At 71.7% G+C, this 18,205-nt stretch carries 18 protein-coding genes and 1 other RNA gene; 10 read left to right on the top strand and 9 right to left on the bottom strand.

Annotation, left to right across the window (positions count from 1 at the left end):
- Positions 1-37 precede the first annotated feature (37 nt).
- From IGS67_RS06145 to IGS67_RS06130, 4 genes are all read left to right on the top strand, one after another.
- Positions 38-304 carry an NAD(P)-binding domain-containing protein gene (locus tag IGS67_RS06145; protein WP_192278829.1) on the top strand — a complete coding sequence of 89 codons (267 nt, stop codon included), beginning with the start codon at positions 38-40 and terminating at the stop codon, positions 302-304.
- A gap of 205 nt (positions 305-509) precedes the next feature.
- On the top strand, positions 510-1,025 hold the full coding sequence (locus tag IGS67_RS06140; protein ID WP_192278827.1) for an RNA polymerase sigma factor: 516 nt from the start codon (positions 510-512) through the stop codon (positions 1,023-1,025).
- The gene (locus IGS67_RS06135) at positions 1,022-1,630 is read left to right on the top strand and encodes a methylated-DNA--[protein]-cysteine S-methyltransferase (protein ID WP_192278825.1); all 609 of its coding nucleotides are present in this window, start codon (positions 1,022-1,024) and stop codon (positions 1,628-1,630) included. Before IGS67_RS06140 ends, IGS67_RS06135 begins: the two co-directional genes overlap by 4 nt.
- A gap of 44 nt (positions 1,631-1,674) precedes the next feature.
- Positions 1,675-2,283: a DNA-3-methyladenine glycosylase I gene (locus tag IGS67_RS06130; protein ID WP_192278932.1), complete on the top strand. Its 609-nt coding sequence runs from the start codon at positions 1,675-1,677 to the stop codon at positions 2,281-2,283.
- A 253-nt stretch (positions 2,284-2,536) separates the two neighbouring features.
- Here the strand turns inward: IGS67_RS06130 and IGS67_RS06125 are convergent, their stop codons facing one another.
- Both IGS67_RS06125 and IGS67_RS06120 read right to left on the bottom strand, forming a co-directional pair.
- The gene (locus IGS67_RS06125; protein WP_192278823.1) at positions 2,537-4,192 is read right to left on the bottom strand and encodes an FAD-dependent oxidoreductase; all 1,656 of its coding nucleotides are present in this window, start codon (positions 4,190-4,192) and stop codon (positions 2,537-2,539) included.
- Positions 4,193-4,207: 15 nt separating this feature from the next.
- Complete coding sequence (locus IGS67_RS06120) at positions 4,208-4,381, bottom strand: hypothetical protein (RefSeq protein WP_192278821.1); 174 nt, start codon at positions 4,379-4,381, stop codon at positions 4,208-4,210.
- A 109-nt stretch (positions 4,382-4,490) separates the two neighbouring features.
- Here IGS67_RS06120 and IGS67_RS06115 point away from each other — a divergent pair, with 109 nt between their 5' ends.
- From IGS67_RS06115 to IGS67_RS06105, 3 genes are all read left to right on the top strand, one after another.
- A complete protein-coding gene (locus IGS67_RS06115) occupies positions 4,491-4,748 on the top strand; it encodes a metal-sensitive transcriptional regulator (RefSeq protein WP_192278819.1) in 258 nt (85 codons plus the stop codon).
- A gap of 154 nt (positions 4,749-4,902) precedes the next feature.
- Entirely contained in the window at positions 4,903-5,853 is a 951-nt protein-coding gene (locus tag IGS67_RS06110) for an SPFH domain-containing protein (RefSeq protein ID WP_192278817.1), read from the top strand.
- 299 nt (positions 5,854-6,152) lie between these two features.
- Positions 6,153-6,305 carry a hypothetical protein gene (locus IGS67_RS06105; RefSeq protein WP_192278946.1) on the top strand — a complete coding sequence of 51 codons (153 nt, stop codon included), beginning with the start codon at positions 6,153-6,155 and terminating at the stop codon, positions 6,303-6,305.
- Positions 6,306-6,665: 360 nt separating this feature from the next.
- Here IGS67_RS06105 and ssrA read toward each other — a convergent pair.
- From ssrA to prfB, 7 genes are all read right to left on the bottom strand, one after another.
- Positions 6,666-7,034, bottom strand: a transfer-messenger RNA (tmRNA) gene (ssrA, locus tag IGS67_RS06100).
- A 133-nt stretch (positions 7,035-7,167) separates the two neighbouring features.
- Positions 7,168-9,093 (bottom strand): DUF2207 domain-containing protein, encoded by a 1,926-nt coding sequence (locus IGS67_RS06095; protein WP_192278815.1) that lies wholly within the window; start codon positions 9,091-9,093, stop codon positions 7,168-7,170.
- A 54-nt stretch (positions 9,094-9,147) separates the two neighbouring features.
- Positions 9,148-9,675 carry an SsrA-binding protein SmpB gene (gene smpB / locus IGS67_RS06090; protein WP_210767073.1) on the bottom strand — a complete coding sequence of 176 codons (528 nt, stop codon included), beginning with the start codon at positions 9,673-9,675 and terminating at the stop codon, positions 9,148-9,150.
- A gap of 151 nt (positions 9,676-9,826) precedes the next feature.
- Complete coding sequence (locus IGS67_RS06085) at positions 9,827-11,206, bottom strand: M23 family metallopeptidase (protein WP_192278813.1); 1,380 nt, start codon at positions 11,204-11,206, stop codon at positions 9,827-9,829.
- 2 nt (positions 11,207-11,208) lie between these two features.
- Complete coding sequence (ftsX, locus tag IGS67_RS06080; protein WP_192278811.1) at positions 11,209-12,123, bottom strand: permease-like cell division protein FtsX; 915 nt, start codon at positions 12,121-12,123, stop codon at positions 11,209-11,211.
- Between the two features lie 10 nt (positions 12,124-12,133).
- Positions 12,134-12,823 carry a cell division ATP-binding protein FtsE gene (gene ftsE / locus IGS67_RS06075; protein WP_192278809.1) on the bottom strand — a complete coding sequence of 230 codons (690 nt, stop codon included), beginning with the start codon at positions 12,821-12,823 and terminating at the stop codon, positions 12,134-12,136.
- A 218-nt stretch (positions 12,824-13,041) separates the two neighbouring features.
- Complete coding sequence (gene prfB, locus IGS67_RS06070) at positions 13,042-14,163, bottom strand: peptide chain release factor 2 (protein ID WP_192278807.1); 1,122 nt, start codon at positions 14,161-14,163, stop codon at positions 13,042-13,044.
- Between the two features lie 215 nt (positions 14,164-14,378).
- Here prfB and IGS67_RS06065 point away from each other — a divergent pair, with 215 nt between their 5' ends.
- From IGS67_RS06065 to IGS67_RS06055, 3 genes are all read left to right on the top strand, one after another.
- Positions 14,379-16,682 (top strand): LLM class flavin-dependent oxidoreductase, encoded by a 2,304-nt coding sequence (locus tag IGS67_RS06065; RefSeq protein ID WP_328741782.1) that lies wholly within the window; start codon positions 14,379-14,381, stop codon positions 16,680-16,682.
- A 32-nt stretch (positions 16,683-16,714) separates the two neighbouring features.
- Positions 16,715-17,530, top strand: a complete 816-nt coding sequence (locus IGS67_RS06060; RefSeq protein WP_192278805.1) for an aldo/keto reductase — start codon at positions 16,715-16,717, stop codon at positions 17,528-17,530.
- A 139-nt stretch (positions 17,531-17,669) separates the two neighbouring features.
- Positions 17,670-18,104, top strand: a complete 435-nt coding sequence (locus IGS67_RS06055; protein ID WP_192278803.1) for a hypothetical protein — start codon at positions 17,670-17,672, stop codon at positions 18,102-18,104.
- Positions 18,105-18,205 lie beyond the last annotated feature (101 nt).

Here is an 18,205-nt window from a genome sequence, read left to right as displayed (position 1 = left end):
CCGACGGGCCTCCCGCCGGACGACCCAGGAGGACCTCATGACAAGCTTCAGCATCATCGGCACCGGCAACATGGCCCAGTCGATCGGCGGCGTCCTCGCCCGCGGCGGCGCGAGCGTCCAGACCGTCGCCCACGCGGAGACTCCCGCGCTCACCGGCGACGTCGTCGTCCTCGCGGTCCCCTACCCCGCGCTCGCCGACATCGTCGCCCGCGCCCACGAGCTCGAGGCGATCGGCTTCCTCCAGCTCACCCTCGCCGCCTCCGAGAAGATCTCCTGGACCGCCGGCTTCAACCTCAGCCGCTGATCCAGGCCGCTGAGGCGCAGGCCTCCCCCGCCTGACCACAGCCGGACGGCACCCCCTCGTCGTCCACAGAAGGGCCCCGCCGCGCTCCGCGGCGGGGCCCTTCTGGCGTAGCGTCGGCGACGACCAGCCCCACACGAGGAGGACACGTGAGCCCCACCCGACGGCGACACCTCACGTTCCGCCCTGCCCGCGCGACTACCCGGTGATGAGCACCACCGACGCGGCGCTGCCGCCCTTCACCGAGATCGTCGCGCGCCACGGCGCGACCGTCTGGCGCGTGTGCCGCGCCGTCGTCGGCGCGGACGCCGCGGACGACGCCTGGTCCGAGACGTTTCTCGCCGCGCTGCGGGCCTACCCGGACCTGCCGCCGACGACGAACCTCGAGGCCTGGCTCGTCACCGTCGCCCACCGCCGCGCGGTCGACGTCGTCCGCCGCGAGCGCCGCACCGTACCCGCCGGCACCGACCCGAGCGACCTCGCGGCGCCCGCCCGCCACGACGCACCGGACCCGGCCGTCCGCGCGGCCGACACCGAGGTGTGGACGCGCGTCGCCGCGCTCCCCGAGCGTCAGCGTCTCGCCCTCGCCTACCACCACCTCGGCGGTCTCACGTACGTCGAGGTCGCCGCGCTCGTCGGCGGCACGAGCGACGCGGTCCGCCGCGCCGCCGCCGACGGCCTCGCCACGCTCCGCCGCACCTACGGCTCCGAGGAGATCGCATGACCACGACCGACATCCCCCGCGCCCTCGCCGAGGGCCCCTCACCCGCACGCCTCGGCGCGCTCACGGACGCGCTCGCTGCACGTGCCGAGGCCGACGACCTGCTCGACGTCGCCGTGCGCACCGTCGAGAGCCCCGTCGGTGAGCTCCTGCTCGCCGCGACGCCCGTCGGCCTCGTCCGCGTCGCGTTCGCGGCCGAGGGCCACGACGCGGTGCTCGACGACCTCGCCCGCCGCGTCTCCCCGCGCGTCCTGCGCGCACCGGCCCGCCTCGACAGGGTTGCGCGCGAGCTCGACGAGTACTTCGACGGCCACCGCACGCACTTCGACGTCGCTCTCGACCGCAGGCTGTCCTCCGGCTTCCGGCTCGCGGTCCTCACGCACCTCTCGGACGTCCCCTACGGCCGCACCGAGTCGTACGCCGAGGTCGCCGCAGCGCTCGACAACCCCAAGGCCGTGCGCGCGGTCGGCTCCGCGTGCGCGACGAACCCGATCCCCGTCGTCGTCCCGTGCCACCGCGTGCTGCGCTCGGACGGCTCGCTCGGCGGCTACCTCGGCGGGCTCGAGGCGAAGACGACGCTCCTGCGCCTCGAGGGGGCGGCCGCGTGACGGCGTCGCACGAGGCGGCGACCCCGCTCGAGGCACCGAACGAGGTGACGGTTGACGCCGAGCGCCCCGACCTCGTCGTCGGCGACGACGGCCTCGCACGCCCCCGCTGGGCCTCGTCCGACACGCTGCTGCGCGAGTACTACGACACCGAGTGGGGCATGCCCGTCCGCGACGAGCACGGCCTCTTCGAGCGACTGAGTCTCGAAGCCTTCCAGTCGGGCCTCTCGTGGGCCACGGTCCTGCGCAAGCGACCCGCGTTCCGTGAGGTGTTCGCGGGCTTCGACCCCGAGGCCGTCGCACGCTTCGACGACACCGACGTCGCGCGGCTCCTCACGGACGCGCGCATCATCCGCAACCGCGCCAAGGTGCTCGCGACCGTGCAGAACGCAGGCGCGACGCTGCGGCTCCGCGAGGACGGCGGGCTCGCCGAGCTCGTGTGGTCCTTCCAGCCCGACACGACCCCCGAGCCGCGCACGCTCGCCGACGTCCCCTCGTCGTCGGCCGAGTCCCGGGCACTCGCGAAGGAGCTCAAGCGGCGCGACTTCACGTTCGTCGGCCCGACGACGGTGTTCGCGCTCATGGAGGCCGTCGGCATCGTCGACACGCACCTGCTCGGCTCGCACCGGCGCGGGACGTCGGGGGTGTGGGCCTGAGCGGGCGCCCCCGCATGTCACGGCGCCAAAGGCGCAGCACCCACACGCCTGCGCCGTCTACCGGCGTGCGCCCGCGCTCGTGTCGTGGACGCCCCGCGTTGCCCGGCCAGGGCTCCGGCACGCGCGCCCGTCATGGCAGGAGCCCCGCTGCAGGGATCGGCGGGGCTCCTGGTGCGTCGCACGCCAGGGGTTGCGTGCGGCGCGTGACCGGTGCCGCAGGGGGAACAGCGCCGGCCGGTCGGGGTGCGTCGTGTCAGACCGCCGCAGGGACGGTCCGCGTGGCCGCGGCCCATGTGCGGTAGCCGCCGTCGAGGTTGACGGCCGTGTGCCCGAGCTGTGTGAGCAGGCGTGCGGCGGTGTGGCCGCGCTGCCCGACGGCGCAGTGGACGACGATCTCCCGACCGGCGAGCTCGCCGTGGCGGGCGCGGAGGTCGTCGACGGGGATGTTGAGCGCGCCCGGGATCGCCCCGGCGGCGTTCTCGCCCGCCGTGCGGACGTCGACGAGCACGGCACCGCCGGCGAGGGCGTCGTCGAGCTCGTGCCACTGCAGCGAGCGCGTCGTGCCGTTCGCGAGGTTCTCCGCGACCATGCCGAGCATGTTGACGGGGTCCTTCGCGGAGCCGTACTGCGGCGCGTACGCGAGCTCGAGGTCGGCGAGGTCGGAGGCGGTGAGGCCGCCGCGCATCGCGGTCGCGATGACGTCGATGCGCTTGTCGACGCCGGCCTCGCCGACGCCCTGCGCGCCGAGGATCGCGTCCGTGGCGGCGTCGACGACGAGCTTGAGCGCCATCGAGGTCGCGCCCGGGTAGTAGCCGGCGTGGTCGGCGGGGTGCGTGTGGATGATGCGCACGTCGCGGCCCGCGGCGCGGGCGCGCTTCTCGGACCAGCCGGTGCTCGCGGCGGTGAGCCCGAAGATGCCGACGACGGCTGTGCCGAGGACGGGAAGAGCCTTGACCGTGCGTCCGACGGTCGCGTCAGCGACGAGCCGGCCGTGGCGGTTGGCCGTCTGGGCGAGCGGCACGAAGCTGTCCGCGTCGTCGATCGCGTCGCGCTTGAGGGCGACGTCACCGACGGCGTAGATGTGCGGGTCGTTCGTGCGCTGGGCGGCGTCGACGAGGACGGCGCCGCGGGCGCCGGTCTCGAGGCCGGCCTCGCGGGCAAGGCGCGACTCGGGGGTGACACCGACAGCCATGACGAGCAGGCCCGCAGGGACGCGGGTGCCGTCGGCGAGGACGAGGTCGTCGCCCTCGACAGCAGTCGCGCCGGAGCCGGTGCGGACGGTGACGCCGTGCGCCTCGAGGCGGTCCTGGACGAGCCGGGCCATCTCGGGGTCGAGGGGCGGGAGGACCTGGTCGGCGAGCTCGACGAGCGTGACGCCGAGTCCGCGGTGGGCGAGGTTCTCGGCGAGCTCGAGGCCGATGAAGCCCGCGCCGACGATCGCGGCAGTCGTCGGCGCGTCGTCGGCGGCGAGCGCGGCGACGATGCGGTCGACGTCGGCGACGTCGCGCAGGACGTGGGCGCGCTCGGCGCCGGGAAGTCCGGGGCGCACGGGGGCGGCGCCGGTCGCGAGGACAAGATCGTCGTACGCGATCTGCTCGGTGCCGGCCGCGGTGCGCACGGTGACGGTGCGGGCGTCGCGGTCGATGCTCACGACCTCGTGGCCCGTCCGGACGTCGAGGTCGAAGCGTGCGCGGAGGCTCTCGGGGGTCTGGAGGAGGAGCGCAGAGCGCTCCTCGATGACGCCACCGATGTGGTAGGGCAGACCGCAGTTCGCGAACGAGACGTGCTCGCCCTTCTCGAGGACGACGATCTCGCGCTGCTCGTCGAGACGACGCAGACGCGTCGCTGCGGACATACCCCCGGCGACGCCGCCGACGATGACGGTGCGGGGACGGCGGTTCTCAGTCACTGCGGTCGCCTCGCCTCAGCGTCCGAAGAGGCGCGAGAAGAAGTTGCCCCCACCCTCGGCAGGTGCGGCGTTGCGGTCGCACGTGCACCACTGGCCGGCGGGGACCGAGGCCTTGACGCTGTCGACGTGCTGGCCGCAGCCGGCCCACGTGGTCTTTCCGCAGGACGTGCAGGCGACGGGACGGCACATGTGAGTTCTCCTCAGAGGTCAGGGTGGATACCCCCACGGGCATCCGATGGCTTCACGATACACACCCCGGGGGGTATCTGCAAAACACCCCTGGGGGTATACTCGCCACATGCAGCTTCCCGAGGAGACCACCCAGTCCGCCGTCCGCCGCCTCAAGCGCGCCCAGGGGCAGCTCGGCGGGATCATCCGCATGCTCGAGGAGGGACGCGACTGCGAGGACATCATGGTGCAGGTCGCAGCGGTCGCCAAGGCCGTCGACCGCGCAGGCTTCTCGATCATCGCCGGCGGCATGCGCGAGTGCCTCGTCGCCGACGACGGCACCGAAAGCACTGCGCGGCTCGAGAAGCTCTTCCTCTCCCTCGCCTGAGCCCGAGAGCCCCGGCCCCACGCGGCCCACGACGCCCGGAGCGCACGACGGCACGCTCCGGGCGTTCGCCCACCAGGGGGACCCTCAGCCGCACCCCTGCCCGATAATGTGATATCACTTTGATAGCGATTCACCTCGAGAGAAGGGCACGACCATGAACGACACCGACGAGTCCGTCGGCGGCACCCCGAGCACCGTCCCCGTGGGCCACGACGGCGTCCGCGTCGACGTCGACGAGCGCACCGTCGCCATGACGAACGGGTGGGCAGCACTCGGCGGCGCGACGCTCCTCCTCGTCCTTGCCGTCGCGTCGTTCGTCGCGATCGAGCTCGTCGACGCCACTGGGCTCAAGGCCCTCTTCGCTGTGCTCGGCGCACTCCTCACCCTCCTCTCGATCCTCGTCTACAGCGCGCTCGCGATCGTCAACCCCGGCCAGACGAAGGTCGTGCAGTTCTTCGGTCGCTACATCGGCACCGTCCGCCGCACAGGCCTCGTCTTCACGCCGCTCCTCTCGACCCGCAAGACCGTCTCGGTGCGCGTGCGCAACTTCGAGACGAGCGAGCTCAAGGTCAACGACGCCGACGGCAACCCCGTGAACATCGGCGCGATCGTCGTCTGGCAGGTCGCTGACACCGCCCGCGCGACGTTCGCCGTCGAGGACTTCGTCGACTTCGTCGAGGTGCAGGCCGAGGCCGCGCTCCGTCACGTCGCGACGACGCACCCCTACGACAACGCCGATGCGGGCGAGGCCACGCTCCGCGGCTCGACCGACCAGGTGTCGGCCGAGCTCGCGCACGAGGTTGCCGAGCGCGTCGCCCTCGCCGGCGTCGAGATCGTCGAGGCCCGCATCTCCCACCTCGCCTACGCGCCCGAGATCGCCCAGGCCATGCTGCAACGCCAGCAGGCCGGCGCGATCATCGCGGCCCGCGAGAAGATCGTCGAGGGTGCGGTGAGCATGGTCGAGACGGCCCTCGAGCGCCTCGAGCGCGACGCGATCGTCACGCTCGACGACGAGCGCCGTGCCGCGATGGTCTCCAACCTCCTCGTCGTCCTGTGCGGCGACTCCCGCGCGACACCCATCGTCAACACCGGCACGCTCCACTGACGACGCCCATGCCGAACAGCCCGACGTCGCCGCAGGACCCGGACGCCACGAGCGCTCCGGGCCCTGCGGCGACGGCGAGCCCGGGAACGTCGGGCGCAGGAACGTCGCCCCCGGATGCATCGGGGGCAAGAACGTCGTCCCCGGATGCATCGGGGGCAAGAGCGTCGGGCCCGGGCGCGTCGGGCGCCGAAGCGCCGGGGACGCGCTCGAGAGACGCGGACACCGCCGCCGCGCCCGGCGCCCCGGCACGCAAGCCGCGCGCGGTCCGCAAGCAGGTGCTCCTGCGGCTCGATCCTGCGGTGCACGACGCCGTCGCACGCTGGGCCGACGACGAGCTGCGATCGGTCAACGCGCAGATCGAGGTCATCCTCCGCGAGGCGCTCAAGCGCGCGGGCCGCGCGCCCCGCGACGCGGCGCCGCTCCCCCGCCGAGGCCGCCCCCCGGCCATGTGACCCGCCAGCTCGAGAGCCTGACGACGGTGACCGACGCCCACCCGTGCCAACGTCCACGTGTTCCGACGCCCACGTGTTCCGATAGCCGATCGGTGCGCCACCGCTGTCAGGATCGACTATCGAGGCGCACCGTCTCGCTGCTGCCTTCGTCCGATAGCCCATCCGCACACGTCCCGCGTCCGGATCGGCTATCGAGCGCCGGCGTCGTCTCGCGCGCTCGGGGCCGATAGCCGATAGCCGATAGCCGATAGCCGATCCTTGCGCTTCCTGCGCACCGATCGGCTATCGAGCCACAACGCCGACGGCCCTGGAGCACGACGAAGGGCCTCCCGCCGGCGGCGGGAGGCCCTTCGTCAACAGGGGTGGAGGTGCGGGGAATCGAACCCCGGTCCGGTGACGCGTATCCAGATCTTCTCCGGGCGCAGTCTGCTAGTGGATTTTCTCGGCCCCAGCCCTCGAGCAGACGCTCAGCTGACAGGCCCAGTCGCCTAAGAGTCCCCGCGTCGTCGGCGACGAACGACGCGAGCAGTGGCTTCCTGGATGACGCCAGGACCCGGGACGGAAGCTAGCCCGGACTGACGGACTTCGAGGCTCGCTCAGGCGGCGAGGGCGAAGTCGGTGCGCTTGGAATCGGCACCTATTGGTTTGCAGACATCGTTAACGAGATAAGTCTGCATCCTCGGCCCGCTTCTTCTCGAAGCACGACCACCGTCGAAACCGATCACCCCCTGTGCAGTTGTCAAGCAACGCCCGTGAGCGCCACCCCGAGGGGTGTGCCTGACGAACGTCTCCACTCTAGTCGATGAACGCTCCGCCGCCCCACCGTATTTCCGGCCGCACTCACCAGCCGCCGGCGTCGCACTCACCAGCCACCGGCGCTGCCCCCGCCCGTCCCCGAGCCCGACGACGATGAGCCGCTCCTGCCTGAGCCGCCCGACGACCCGTGAGTCCTGCTGCTTCCGGATCTGCTCGACGACGACGTGCTCCGCCGTCCTGGGTTCTCGAGGTCCCGACGCAGGCGCACCAGGTGCCGCGGCAGCTGGTCGTAGAACTGCTCCGGCTGCTCCCACCCGGCGGCCCAGCCGGGCGCGACGACGTCGCCGCCCTCCGCTGCCAGCGCGTGCGCGGCGCGGACGGCCACCTTTTCGTCGCCGAGCGCGACGAGGACCGCCACGTGCGCCGCGAGGTCCGCACCACCCGACCGCGGGTCGACGCGCATCGCTCGCACCTCGCGCCGGTAGCGCGCGATCTCGCGGCGAGCGGCGGCGCCCTGCGCGGTCACGCCGACCGTGAACCGCGACACGAGCCTGACGATCCCCCCGAGGATCCACAGGCCCACGCACCACCACACGGCACCCACGAGCACGTCCGTGCCGCGGAGCACCTGGATGACGACGACGAGCGCACCGCCCCACCACGCGACACGTTGCATCCGCCGGCCCGCCGCCCACCACCGGGCGCGGCGGCGTCCCGGAGGCTGGGTGAACCAGCCGCGCGCCGTGACGTCGGCGTCGAGCTGTGCCCGCAGCCGGTTCGACCGCGCCGCGAGCTCGTCGACCGTCCACGCCATCTCGAGCGACTGCCCGACGGCCGGGCACGCCTCGACGAGGACCGCGCGGGCGAAGTCCGACAGCGCCCCGTCAGGTCCCCGCAGGGTCCGCACCATGAGCGGCGTGCCGCGCGACTCCCCCGTCGTCTCGATGCGGACGTACCCGAGCCGCGCGAGGTCGAGGACGGCCGCGAGCAGGTCACGAGGGTCGGCTCGCCCGTCGACGAGCACGCCGATCTCGGCGGCAGGCCACGGGAGCGGGCCGACGCTGCCGTCGGTGCCGCGCCGCGCGTCGGGCCCCGCCCCAGCGACGCCCGCGCGCGCGGCACCCGACGCACCCCGGTCCTGGCCCCTGCGCACGAGCAGCAGCACGACGACGAGCGCCGTGCCGCCGAGCGCCGTCGTCGTGACCCGGCTGACGAGGGCGTCCGTCTCGAACGCCGAGAGTGCGCGGGCCCCGAACGACAGCTCCTCGCCGGGCTCGAGCCCGAAAAGGGGCCGCAGCGCCGCGCCGGACGCGGTCGTGGGCTCGAGCCGCGGTGCCGGGTCACCGAGCGTTCCCGCCCTCGTCACGGCGACGACGGTCATCGCGCCGCCGACGGGAAGCCGGTCGGCCGTGAACGTCGCCACCTTGCCCTTCGCACTCTCAGACGAGCACCCACCACGTCGCCCCGCCGTGCCGGCGTGGCACACGACGTCGGTGACGGGCCCGGGCGCCCGCACCGTGACGGCAAGGTTCTCGGTCGGGACGGTGACGTCGGTGAGGACGTTCCAGTAGAGCTGGTCCCCGTCCTTCGTCGAGCTCGCTCCGTTGACGAGCCCGCGGGCGGTGTACGTGAGGGTGTAGTCGTGCGTGCCGCGGACGATGACGTCCGGGTCGCCGATCCGCAGCTCGAGCGAGTGCGACGTCGTGCGCACGTCGAGGTCGTCGGGTGCCGTCGGGCTCGACACCTCGATGTCGTCGTACGTGTACGTGCGGTCGTGCTCGGCGTCCCAGCCGTGCCTCGTGACGAGCGTGAGCAGCGGCCCGTGGCCGCCGCCCGCGAGGTCAAACGTGAGGTCGACGGTGACACGGGCCGTGCCCGCGTCGTCGAGCACGACGTCGACGCCGTACCGGGTGATGCGCCACGACGAGCTCGCCTGAGCCGGGAGCGCACCCGCGACGACGATCCCGAAGGCGATGACGAGCGCGCCGAGAAGGCGCGCAGAACGATTGAACTGTCCCCTGAGTCCCTGCACGGTCGACACCGTAGCGTGCAGAGCCACCCGCCGCACACGGGCGAGCCGGTGGCGTCAGGTGAGTTCGCGGCGCCGCATCGCGCGGTGCGCCTCGAGGTTGTCCTGCCGCTCACGGAGCGTCTGACGCTTGTCGTACTCCTTCTTGCCGCGCGCGAGCGCGATCTCGACCTTGGCGCGGCCGTCGAGGAAGTAGATCTGCAATGGGACGATCGTCGTGCCCTTGGCGTCGGCGTCGTTCGCGAGCCGCACGATCTCCTTCTTGTGGAGCAGCAGCTTGCGCTTGCGGCGCGGCGCGTGGTTAGTCCACGTGCCCTGGGCGTACTCGGAGATGTGCGCGCGCTCGAGCCACGCCTCGCCCCGGTCGATGAGCACGAACGCGTCGACGAGCGAAGCGCGTCCCGCGCGCAGTGCCTTGACCTCGGTGCCCGTGAGGACGATGCCGGCCTCGTAGACGTCCTCGATCGTGTAGTCGTGCCGCGCCTTCTTGTTGCTCGCGACGAGCTGCCGCGTCGGCACGCGGCCCGCGGCGGGACGCTTCTGCTTGGAGCCGTCGGGGATCTGGAACACCTTGCCCTTGGCCATCACCCCTCCTCTCCGTCTGCGCGCGCCCGCGGCGCGCGGCTGCCCCTCGGGTGGTGGGGACCCCCTCACGATACCGGTGGGCAGCGCCCCGGGACGACCGCTTTACCGGGCGTCCACCCTGACTCCTCCGGGGTGGCTGCAGCGGTGCGGCTCAGAGCATCGACATGGGGTCGACGGTCTGCCCGTCGACGTACACCTCGAAGTGGAGGTGGCAGGCCGTGCTCGTGCCGGTGTTCCCCGAGTAGCCGACGATCTGTCCCTTGGAGACTCGCTCGCCGCTCGACACCGCGAAGCGTGAGAAGTGGTTGTAGCTCGACATGAGGTTCCTGCCGCCGACCTCGCCGTGGTTGATGAGCACCTGGTTGCCGAAGCCGCCGCGGTACTGCGCCCACACGACCTTGCCCGCGGCCGCGGCGTAGATCGGCGTGCCGCAGTAAGCACGGAAGTCGGTGCCGGCATGGAGGCGCACGTAGCCGAGGACGGGGTGGAGCCGGTAGCCGTAGCTCGACGTGATGTGCGGGACCTTCGTCGGGTACGCGAAGAAGCCCTTGCCCGCAGGAGGCTTCGGGTCCGACGTCGGCGGTGAGGGCGTGCTCGGCTTGCCGTCGGCCTTGTCCTTCTCGGCCTTCTTCCTCGCCTCCTCCTCGGCCTTCTTCCGCGCGGCCGCCTTCTCCTTGCGGATCCGGTCCTTCTCCTTCTTCGTGAGGCCGATGATGTCCTGGATGTCGTTCGCGAGGGCGCTGGACGCCTGCTCGGCCTTGTCCTTCGCGTCGAGCTGCGCCTGCTTGCGCTTCTCGATGACCGCGAGGTCAGCCTTCTCCTTCGAGAGAAGGTCCGCGACGGCGGCGCGCTTGCTCGACGCGGTTGCGCGCGCCTTCTCGGCGACGACGACAGCCGCGTCTGCTTCCGTCTTGAGGTCGGCAACCGTCTCCCGCACGGCCTCGAGCCGCACCTGGGAGTTGCGTGCCGTCGCCTCGGACTCCTGAAGGTCGGTGAGGGTGTTCGTCTGGACGCGGAGCGCCGTCTGCGACAGCGAGAACCTGTTGACGAAGTCGGTCGCCGACTCGGCGCCGACGACGAGGCTCATCGAGTCGGGAGCGCCCTCGCCGCGGTAGGCGCGACGAGCCAGCTCGGCGATCGACGACTTCGTCGACCTGTTGAGCTCGACCTGCTCCTCGATCTTCGTGACGAGCGCGGCCTCCTCGCTCTGCGCGTCGGCGAGCCGGTCCGCGAGCTTCTTGGCGGCGGTCTCCGCGGACGTCAGCTCGGCCTCGGCGACGTCGAGCGCTGCCTGGGCGACGTCGAGGTCGGCCCGCACCTTCGTGAGCCGCACGTACGCGTCGGCCATCTCCTGATCGGTGTCCTCGAGGTCGTGCTCGAGCGACTCGATCGTGTCGTCCGCCGCGGCCTTGCGCTTCTCCGCGGCAGCCTGCCGCTTCGCGAGGTCGTCGAGCGTGTCGGCGCCCGCGGGCGGAGCGACGAGCCCGACGAGCACGACGGACAGGAGGACGGCGAGGAGACGGCGCAGCATGGTCATACCTTCATGTACCGGCGAAGGGTGACGACGGACGCGACGAGCGCGAGGACGACCGCGATCGCGAGCAGGAGCGGGGCGATGAGGAGGACGTCGGACTGCCCGACGAGCGGCACCCAGTCGACCTGCCCGGCGAGCCAGTCGGTGACAAGGTACTTGACGCCGAGCCACAAACCACCGCCCGCGAGGAGCGCGCCGATGCCTGCCGCGATCGCCCCCTCGAGCATGAACGGCAGCTGGATGAAGAGGTTCGACGCACCGACGAGCCGCATGATGCCGGTCTCGCGCGAGCGGGACAGCGCCGAGAGCCGGATCGTCACGGTGATGAGGAGCGTCGCGGCGACGAGCATGAGCGCCGCAAGCCCCACCGTCATGACCGACGCCCGGTTGAGGACGAGGAAGAGGGAGTCGAAGATCTTCCGCTGGTCCTCGACCGACTCGACGCCCGGACGACCGGAGAGGACGTCGGCGACGATCTCGTAGCGCTCCGGGTCCTTGAGCTTGATCCGGAACGACGCCTGCATGTCATCGACCGTGATGGCCTGCGCCCAGTCCTGTCCCTCGAAGTACTCCTGGAAGGAGCGGAACGCCTCTTCCTTCGTCTCGAAGTAGGGCTTCTGGATCTCAGGCGCAAGCTCGGGCGAGTCAAGGAGCGCCCAGATCGCGTCGATCTGCTCGGGCGTCGCCTCGCCGTCGGCGCACTGGACGTTCGGGGATCCGGCCGGGCACAGGAAGACTGAGACCTCGACCTTGCCGTACCAGTCGTCCTTGAGCTTGCCGACCTGGATCTGCAAGAGACCCGCGGCGCCGACGAAGGTGAGCGAGATGAACGTCACGAGGATGACGGCGACCGTCATGGACAGGTTGCGGCGCAGGCCGATGCCGATCTCGGACAGGATGAACTGAAGTCTCATGTCAGCCCCCTCAGCGCTGCGAGCCGTAGACGCCACGGCGCTGGTCGCGCACGAGCTCGCCGGTGGCGAGCTCGAGGACGCGCTTGCGCATCTGGTCGACGATCTCGTCGTCGTGCGTCGCCATGACGACGGTCGTGCCGGTGCGGTTGATGCGGTCGAGCAGTCGCATGATCCCCAGGGAGGTCGTCGGGTCGAGGTTGCCCGTGGGCTCGTCGCACAGGAGGATCGGCGGCCGGTTGACGAACGCGCGCGCGATCGCGACGCGCTGCTGCTCACCACCCGAGAGCTCGTGCGGGCGCCGCTTCTCCTTGCCCTCGAGGCCGACCATCTCGAGGACGTCGGGCACGACGGTCATGATGTGGTGCTTGGGCTTGCCGATGACCTGGAGCGCGAACGCGACGTTCTCGAAGACCGTCTTGTTGGGCAGGAGCCGGAAGTCCTGGAAGACAGCACCGATCTGGCGGCGCAGCGCGGGCACCTTCCAGCTCGAGAGGGTCGAAAGGTCCTTGCCGGCGACGGTGACGGTTCCGGACGTCGGGCGCTCCTCACGCAGGACGAGCCGAAGGAACGTCGACTTGCCGGAGCCGGAGGCGCCGACGACGAACACGAACTCGCCACGCTCGATCTCGAGGGACACGGAGTCGAGCGCGGGCCGCGCGCCGCGCGCGTAGACCTTGCTGACGTTGTCGAGGCTGATCACGGGTGCTGCACGTTCCGTTCGGTCGGGTCGGGCGGTCGGCCGCGAGCGGGCACGACGGGATCGTGCGGCAGCGAGGCCTTCTCGAGACTAGGCACGCGCCGGCGTCGATCCGCGCGGGACACGCCGCGCGTGGCGTCCAGGGACCTCACAGGCTCACGGAACGCGGACGGCCGCGGCCCAGCGGGGCGCGGCCGTCACGGCAGGCGGTGCGGGCTGCGTCAGCCCTGCTCGGCCTCGAGCTGGAGGTTGCGGCGCCAGCGGATGCCGGCCGCCATGAAGTCGTCGATGTCGCCGTCGAAGACAGCGGCGGTGTTGCCGACCTCGTGGTTGGTGCGGAGGTCCTTGACCATCTGGTACGGCTGGAGGACGTAGGAGCGCATCTGGTCGCCCCAGGACGCCTTGATGTCTCCCGCGAGCTCCTTCTTCTTCGCCTTCTCCTCGGCCTGACGCTCGAGGAGCAGACGGGACTGCAGGACGCGGAGGGCCGCGGCGCGGTTCTGGATCTGCGACTTCTCGTTCTGCATCGACACGACGATGCCGGTCGGGATGTGCGTCATGCGGACGGCGGAGTCCGTCGTGTTGACGGACTGGCCGCCGGGGCCCGAGGAGCGGAAGACGTCGACCTTGATCTCGGACTCGGGGATCTCGATGGAGTCGGTCTGCTCGATGAGCGGGACGACCTCGACGGCCGCGAACGACGTCTGGCGGCGGCCCTGGTTGTCGAAGGGCGAGATGCGCACGAGGCGGTGCGTGCCGGCCTCGACCGAGAGGTGGCCGAACGCGTAGGGCGCCTTGACCTCGAAGGTCGCGGACTTGAGGCCCGCCTCCTCGGCGTAGGACGTGTCGAGGACCGCGGTCGCGTAGCCGTGGCGCTCGGCCCAGCGCAGGTACATGCGCATGAGCATCTCGGCGAAGTCCGCGGCGTCGACGCCACCGGCGCCCGCACGGATCGTGATGACGGCCTCACGCTCGTCGTACTCGCCCGCGAGGAGCGTCCGGATCTCGAGCTGGTCGATGTCCTTGCGGATCGCCGCGAGCTCGGCCTCGGCCTCCTCGAGCGTCTCCGCGTCGTCGCCCTCGACAGCCATCTCGACGAGGACCTCGAGGTCGTCGATGCGCGAGCCCATGCCGGCGACGCGGTCGAGCTCGGACTGCGCCTGCGAGAGCGCCTGCGTGACCTTCTGCGCGGCCTCCGGGTCGTCCCAGAGGTCCGGCGCGGCCGCCTGCTCCGTGAGGCTCGCGATCTTCGCGCGCAGCGCGGTCGGGTCGCTCACGGCCGCGATGGTCGCGAGAGTCGTCCTCAGCGCGGTGATCTCTGCAGGGAAGTCGATGATGGCCACGATCCCCAAGAGTACGCGACCCGCGCGCGGCCGCCGCGCAGATCCGCGGTCGCCCGCCCACCGGTCGTCGTCGTCCGCTGCAGCGCCCAGGGCGACGACGTGGCGACGGAGGCTGCCACCGGGACGGCAGGGACGTGCCCGGCGTCACCACCCGGTGGTGCCGGGAATGCCCACGACGGGACGAGCATTGGGAGAGGAGGACGCGGCGCAGTGCCGTGACGACGACGGAGGGACGCGACGTGCACTACGGACACCGGCTCGAGACCGGGGTGTTCGTCACCCCGGTGGCGCGCCCGGCCCAGAACCCCGTCACGATCGCGAAGCTCGCCGAGGAGCTCGGCTACGACCTCGCGACCTTCCAGGACCACCCGTACCAGCCTGCGTTCCTCGACACGTGGACCCTCCTGTCGTGGGTCGCCGCGCAGACGGACCGCATCCGCGTCATGGGCAACGTCCTCAACGTCCCGCTGCGCCAGCCCGCGGTCCTCGCACGCTCGGTCGCGAGCCTCGACCTGCTCTCGGGCGGCCGCGTCGACCTCGGTCTCGGCGCGGGCGCGTTCTGGGACGCGATGGTCGCGATGGGCGCCGAGCGCCTCACTCCTGGCCAGGGCGTCACGGCGCTCGGCGAGGCCATCGAGATCATCCGGGGCGTCTGGGACGAGCACGAGAAGAGCCCCCTGCGCGTGGCCGGCGAGTTCCACCACGTCGACGGCGCCAAGCGCGGTCCGTCGCCGTCGCGCGAGATCCCCATCATCGTCGGCGCCCTCAAGCCGCGCATGCTGCGGCTCGTCGGCACGCAGGCCGACGGCTGGCTGCCGTCGCTGGCGTACCTCGCGCAGATGGACGGGGGCACGGGGGTGCGCGCGTTCGTCGAGGGCAACGCGACGATCGACGCGGCCGCCGAGGCCGCGGGCCGCGACCCGCGCGAGGTGCGCCGCATGCTCAACATCAACGGCCGTTTCTCCCCCGTCCGCACCGGATTCCTCCAGGGTCCGGCCGAGACCTGGGTCGAGGACCTGCTACCTCTTGTCGTCGAGCACGGCCTCGGCACGGTGATCCTCGGCACGGACGAGCCGGCCGTCATGACGCAGTTCGCGCAGGAAGTCGTGCCCGCGCTCCGCGAGCGCGTCGACGCCGCGGTCGAGGGCGGTTCGCGCGGCGTGCGCGTGCGTTCCCGTAAGGCGCTCGAGCTCCGTGCGCCCGAGGTCGACTACGACGGTGTTCCCGCGTCGCTCGCCGAGACGGCCGTCGAGCCGGGCGACCGCGACTACCACCGTGCGCGCGGCGGCTACATGCGCGGGGGCTCGCCGGGCATCGTCCTGCGCCCGGGCTCGACGTCCGAGGTCGTCGAGGCCCTCGCGTTCGCGCGCCGTCAGCCGCACCTGCCGCTCGGCGTCCGCTCGGGCGGCCACGGGATCTCTGGCCGTTCGACGAACGCGGGTGGCATCGTCCTCGACCTCGGCAAGATGCGGAAGGTCGAGGTCGTCGACGACGCTGCCCGTCTCGTGCGGGTGCAGCCGGGCGCCCGCTGGATGGACGTCGCACGCGAGATCGGGCCGCGCGGCTGGGCGATCAGCTCGGGCGACTTCGGCGGCGTGGGTGTCGGCGGTCTCGCGACCGCGGGCGGCATCGGCTTCCTCGGCCGTGAGCACGGCCTGACGATCGATCACGTGCGCGAGGTCGAAATGGTGCTCGCCGACGGCTCCGTCGTCGTCGCGAACGACGAGCAGAACACCGAGCTCTTCTGGGGCGTGCGCGGCGCGGGCGCGAACCTCGGTGTCGTCACGTCGTTCGTTCTCGAGGCGCGCGAGGTCGGCGAGCTCGGCTGGGGCACACTCACGCAGGACGCGGAAGACACCGCGGACTTCCTCGCCCGTTGGGGCGCGTACGTCCAGGACGCGCCGCGCGACACGACGAGTTTCCTCCTCATGGGGCGGCCCCGCGCGGGCCAGCCGAAGGTCGTACAGACGATGACGGTGGTCGACTCGTCCGACCCGGACACAATCGTCGAGCGGCTCCAGCCGATCGCGGCGATCTCGCCGCTCTACGGCCAGGACGTGCGCCTTACGACGTACACGCAGGTCATCGCGAACGCTCCCGAGGAGGGCCACGTCTCCGACGGCGAGCCGCACTCGCGCTCGGGCCTCCTCGAGCGGATGACGCCCGCGTTCGCGGCGGCGGCCGCCGAGATGCTCGCATCCGGCGAGGTCTACTTCTTCCAGATCCGCGCGACCGGCGGCGCGGCCGCCGACGTCGCGCCGGACGCGACCGCGTACGCGCACCGCTCCGCGTCGTTCGCCGTGAGCGCGATGGGCGTCGACGGCACGCGCCTCGAGCGCGTGTGGGCGCCGTTGCGCAAGCACTTCGTGGGCCTGTACTCGAGCTTTGAGACCGACGAGTCGCCCGCCCGCGTGCGCGAGGCATTCCCGCCCACGACCCTTGCGCGCCTCAAGGCGCTCAAGGCCGAGGTCGACCCCGACGACGTGTTCAACGCGAACTTCGACGTGACGAAGGCATGACCGCCCATCCAGATCTCTCCGAGGAGTAAATTGTGAGCACGTTCACGACGACGACGACCCTCGCCAACGGCGTGGAGATCCCCACGCTCGGCCTCGGCACATGGCAGGTCCCGGACGGCCCAGAGACGTACGACGCGGTCGCCGAGGCGCTGCGCGTCGGCTACCGGCACATCGACACGGCGCGCGCCTACGGCAACGAGGCGTCGGTCGCCCGCGCGATCGCCGACTCCGGCATCCCGAGCGAGGAGATCTTCGTGACGACGAAGATCCCGGCGCAGCTCAAGACGTACGACGAAGCCGTCGAGTCGATCCGCCTCTCGCTCGACAAGCTCGGCCGCATCGACCTCATGCTCATCCACGCACCCTGGCCGTGGGACGCGATCGGCTCCAACCACACGGAGGGCAACGCCGAGGTGTGGCGGGCCATGGAGGAGGCGTACGCGCACGGCGAGGTCCGTGCGATCGGCGTGTCGAACTTCGAGGTCGAGCACCTCACGGCCCTCCTCGGCACCGCGAAGGTCACTCCGCACGCCAACCAGATCCGGTTCTTCCCGGGGCACGCACAGGCGGGCGTCTCGTCATTCTGCGCCGACCGCGGGATCGTCATCGAGGCGTACTCGCCGCTCGCTACCGGCGCGCTGCTCGACAGCCGGGAGCTCGCGGCCGTCGCCGAGCGCTACGGCCGCACGGTCGCGCAGCTCTCGATCCGGTACGTCCTGCAGAAGGGCGCGGTCGCGCTCCCCAAGACGACGACGCCCTCGCGCATGGTCGAGAATGCCGACGTCGACTTCGAGATCTCCGCGACGGACATGGCGTACCTCGACGGGCTCGCGGACCCGACGGTCTGAGACTCCGGCACACCCGAGCGGCCCGTCACGCCCATGCGTGGCGGGCCACTCGTGCGTGGGCCGTCGGCGTGACGATCGTCTCGTGCACCTCGCTCGATCGCGGTCAGGTCGGCCCGGCAGGGGCGTCTAGGCTCGGGGTGTGGCGACTTTCTCTTCCGTGACGCAGCAGCACATCCTCCAAGCGATCGCCGAGTACGACGATCGCGGGGCTGAGAACTTCCTCGGTGTCTACGGGTTCATGCCTTCCCGGGGCTACACGCTCGTCCATGACGGTCGGACGTACGACTCGAAGGCGATCCTCGGCGTGGCGCACCGCTACGCGACGGGACGCGCCGCGACGTCCGACGAGTTCCACGGCGGGGCATCTGGCGCCGCTGCGATCCTCCGCAAGCGCGGGTTCGAGGTGACCGAGCCGGAGGGTGCTCAGCGCTCGGCGGTCGCTTCCCGGAAGGCTGCAGCACCCCGCAAGGCGGCGGCGCCGCGCAAGCCTGTCGTTCCCGAGCGCGAGGCGCCTGTCTGTCCGACGTGCTTCATGACGCTTCCGGCGACCGGAGTGTGCGACAGCTGCGCGTAGCAGGCCCTCGCCGATCCGACCTACGCCTCGACGGCGTTCGTCGACCCGGCCGGAACCGTCAGCGTCCCACTACCCTCCGACGATTCCGCGCGGATGGCTGC

It is taken from the genome of Flavimobilis rhizosphaerae (assembly GCF_014852685.1).
Taxonomy (GTDB): domain Bacteria; phylum Actinomycetota; class Actinomycetes; order Actinomycetales; family Cellulomonadaceae; genus Flavimobilis; species Flavimobilis rhizosphaerae.
This window is presented reverse-complemented; position numbering and strand designations above follow the sequence as displayed.

What these genes read in the sequence shown, in the direction of transcription:
- IGS67_RS06085 (WP_192278813.1), bottom strand. Translation starts at nt 11,206, where the DNA reads ATGCTGCGCCGTCTCCTCGCCGTCCTCCTGTCCGTCGTGCTCGTCGGG.
- IGS67_RS06135 (WP_192278825.1), top strand. Translation starts at nt 1,022, where the DNA reads ATGACCACGACCGACATCCCCCGCGCCCTCGCCGAGGGCCCCTCACCC.
- IGS67_RS06140 (WP_192278827.1), top strand. Translation starts at nt 510, where the DNA reads ATGAGCACCACCGACGCGGCGCTGCCGCCCTTCACCGAGATCGTCGCG.
- IGS67_RS06120 (WP_192278821.1), bottom strand. Translation starts at nt 4,381, where the DNA reads ATGTGCCGTCCCGTCGCCTGCACGTCCTGCGGAAAGACCACGTGGGCC.
- smpB (WP_210767073.1), bottom strand. Translation starts at nt 9,675, where the DNA reads ATGGCCAAGGGCAAGGTGTTCCAGATCCCCGACGGCTCCAAGCAGAAG.
- IGS67_RS06110 (WP_192278817.1), top strand. Translation starts at nt 4,903, where the DNA reads ATGAACGACACCGACGAGTCCGTCGGCGGCACCCCGAGCACCGTCCCC.
- ftsX (WP_192278811.1), bottom strand. Translation starts at nt 12,123, where the DNA reads ATGAGACTTCAGTTCATCCTGTCCGAGATCGGCATCGGCCTGCGCCGC.
- IGS67_RS06145 (WP_192278829.1), top strand. Translation starts at nt 38, where the DNA reads ATGACAAGCTTCAGCATCATCGGCACCGGCAACATGGCCCAGTCGATC.
- IGS67_RS06115 (WP_192278819.1), top strand. Translation starts at nt 4,491, where the DNA reads ATGCAGCTTCCCGAGGAGACCACCCAGTCCGCCGTCCGCCGCCTCAAG.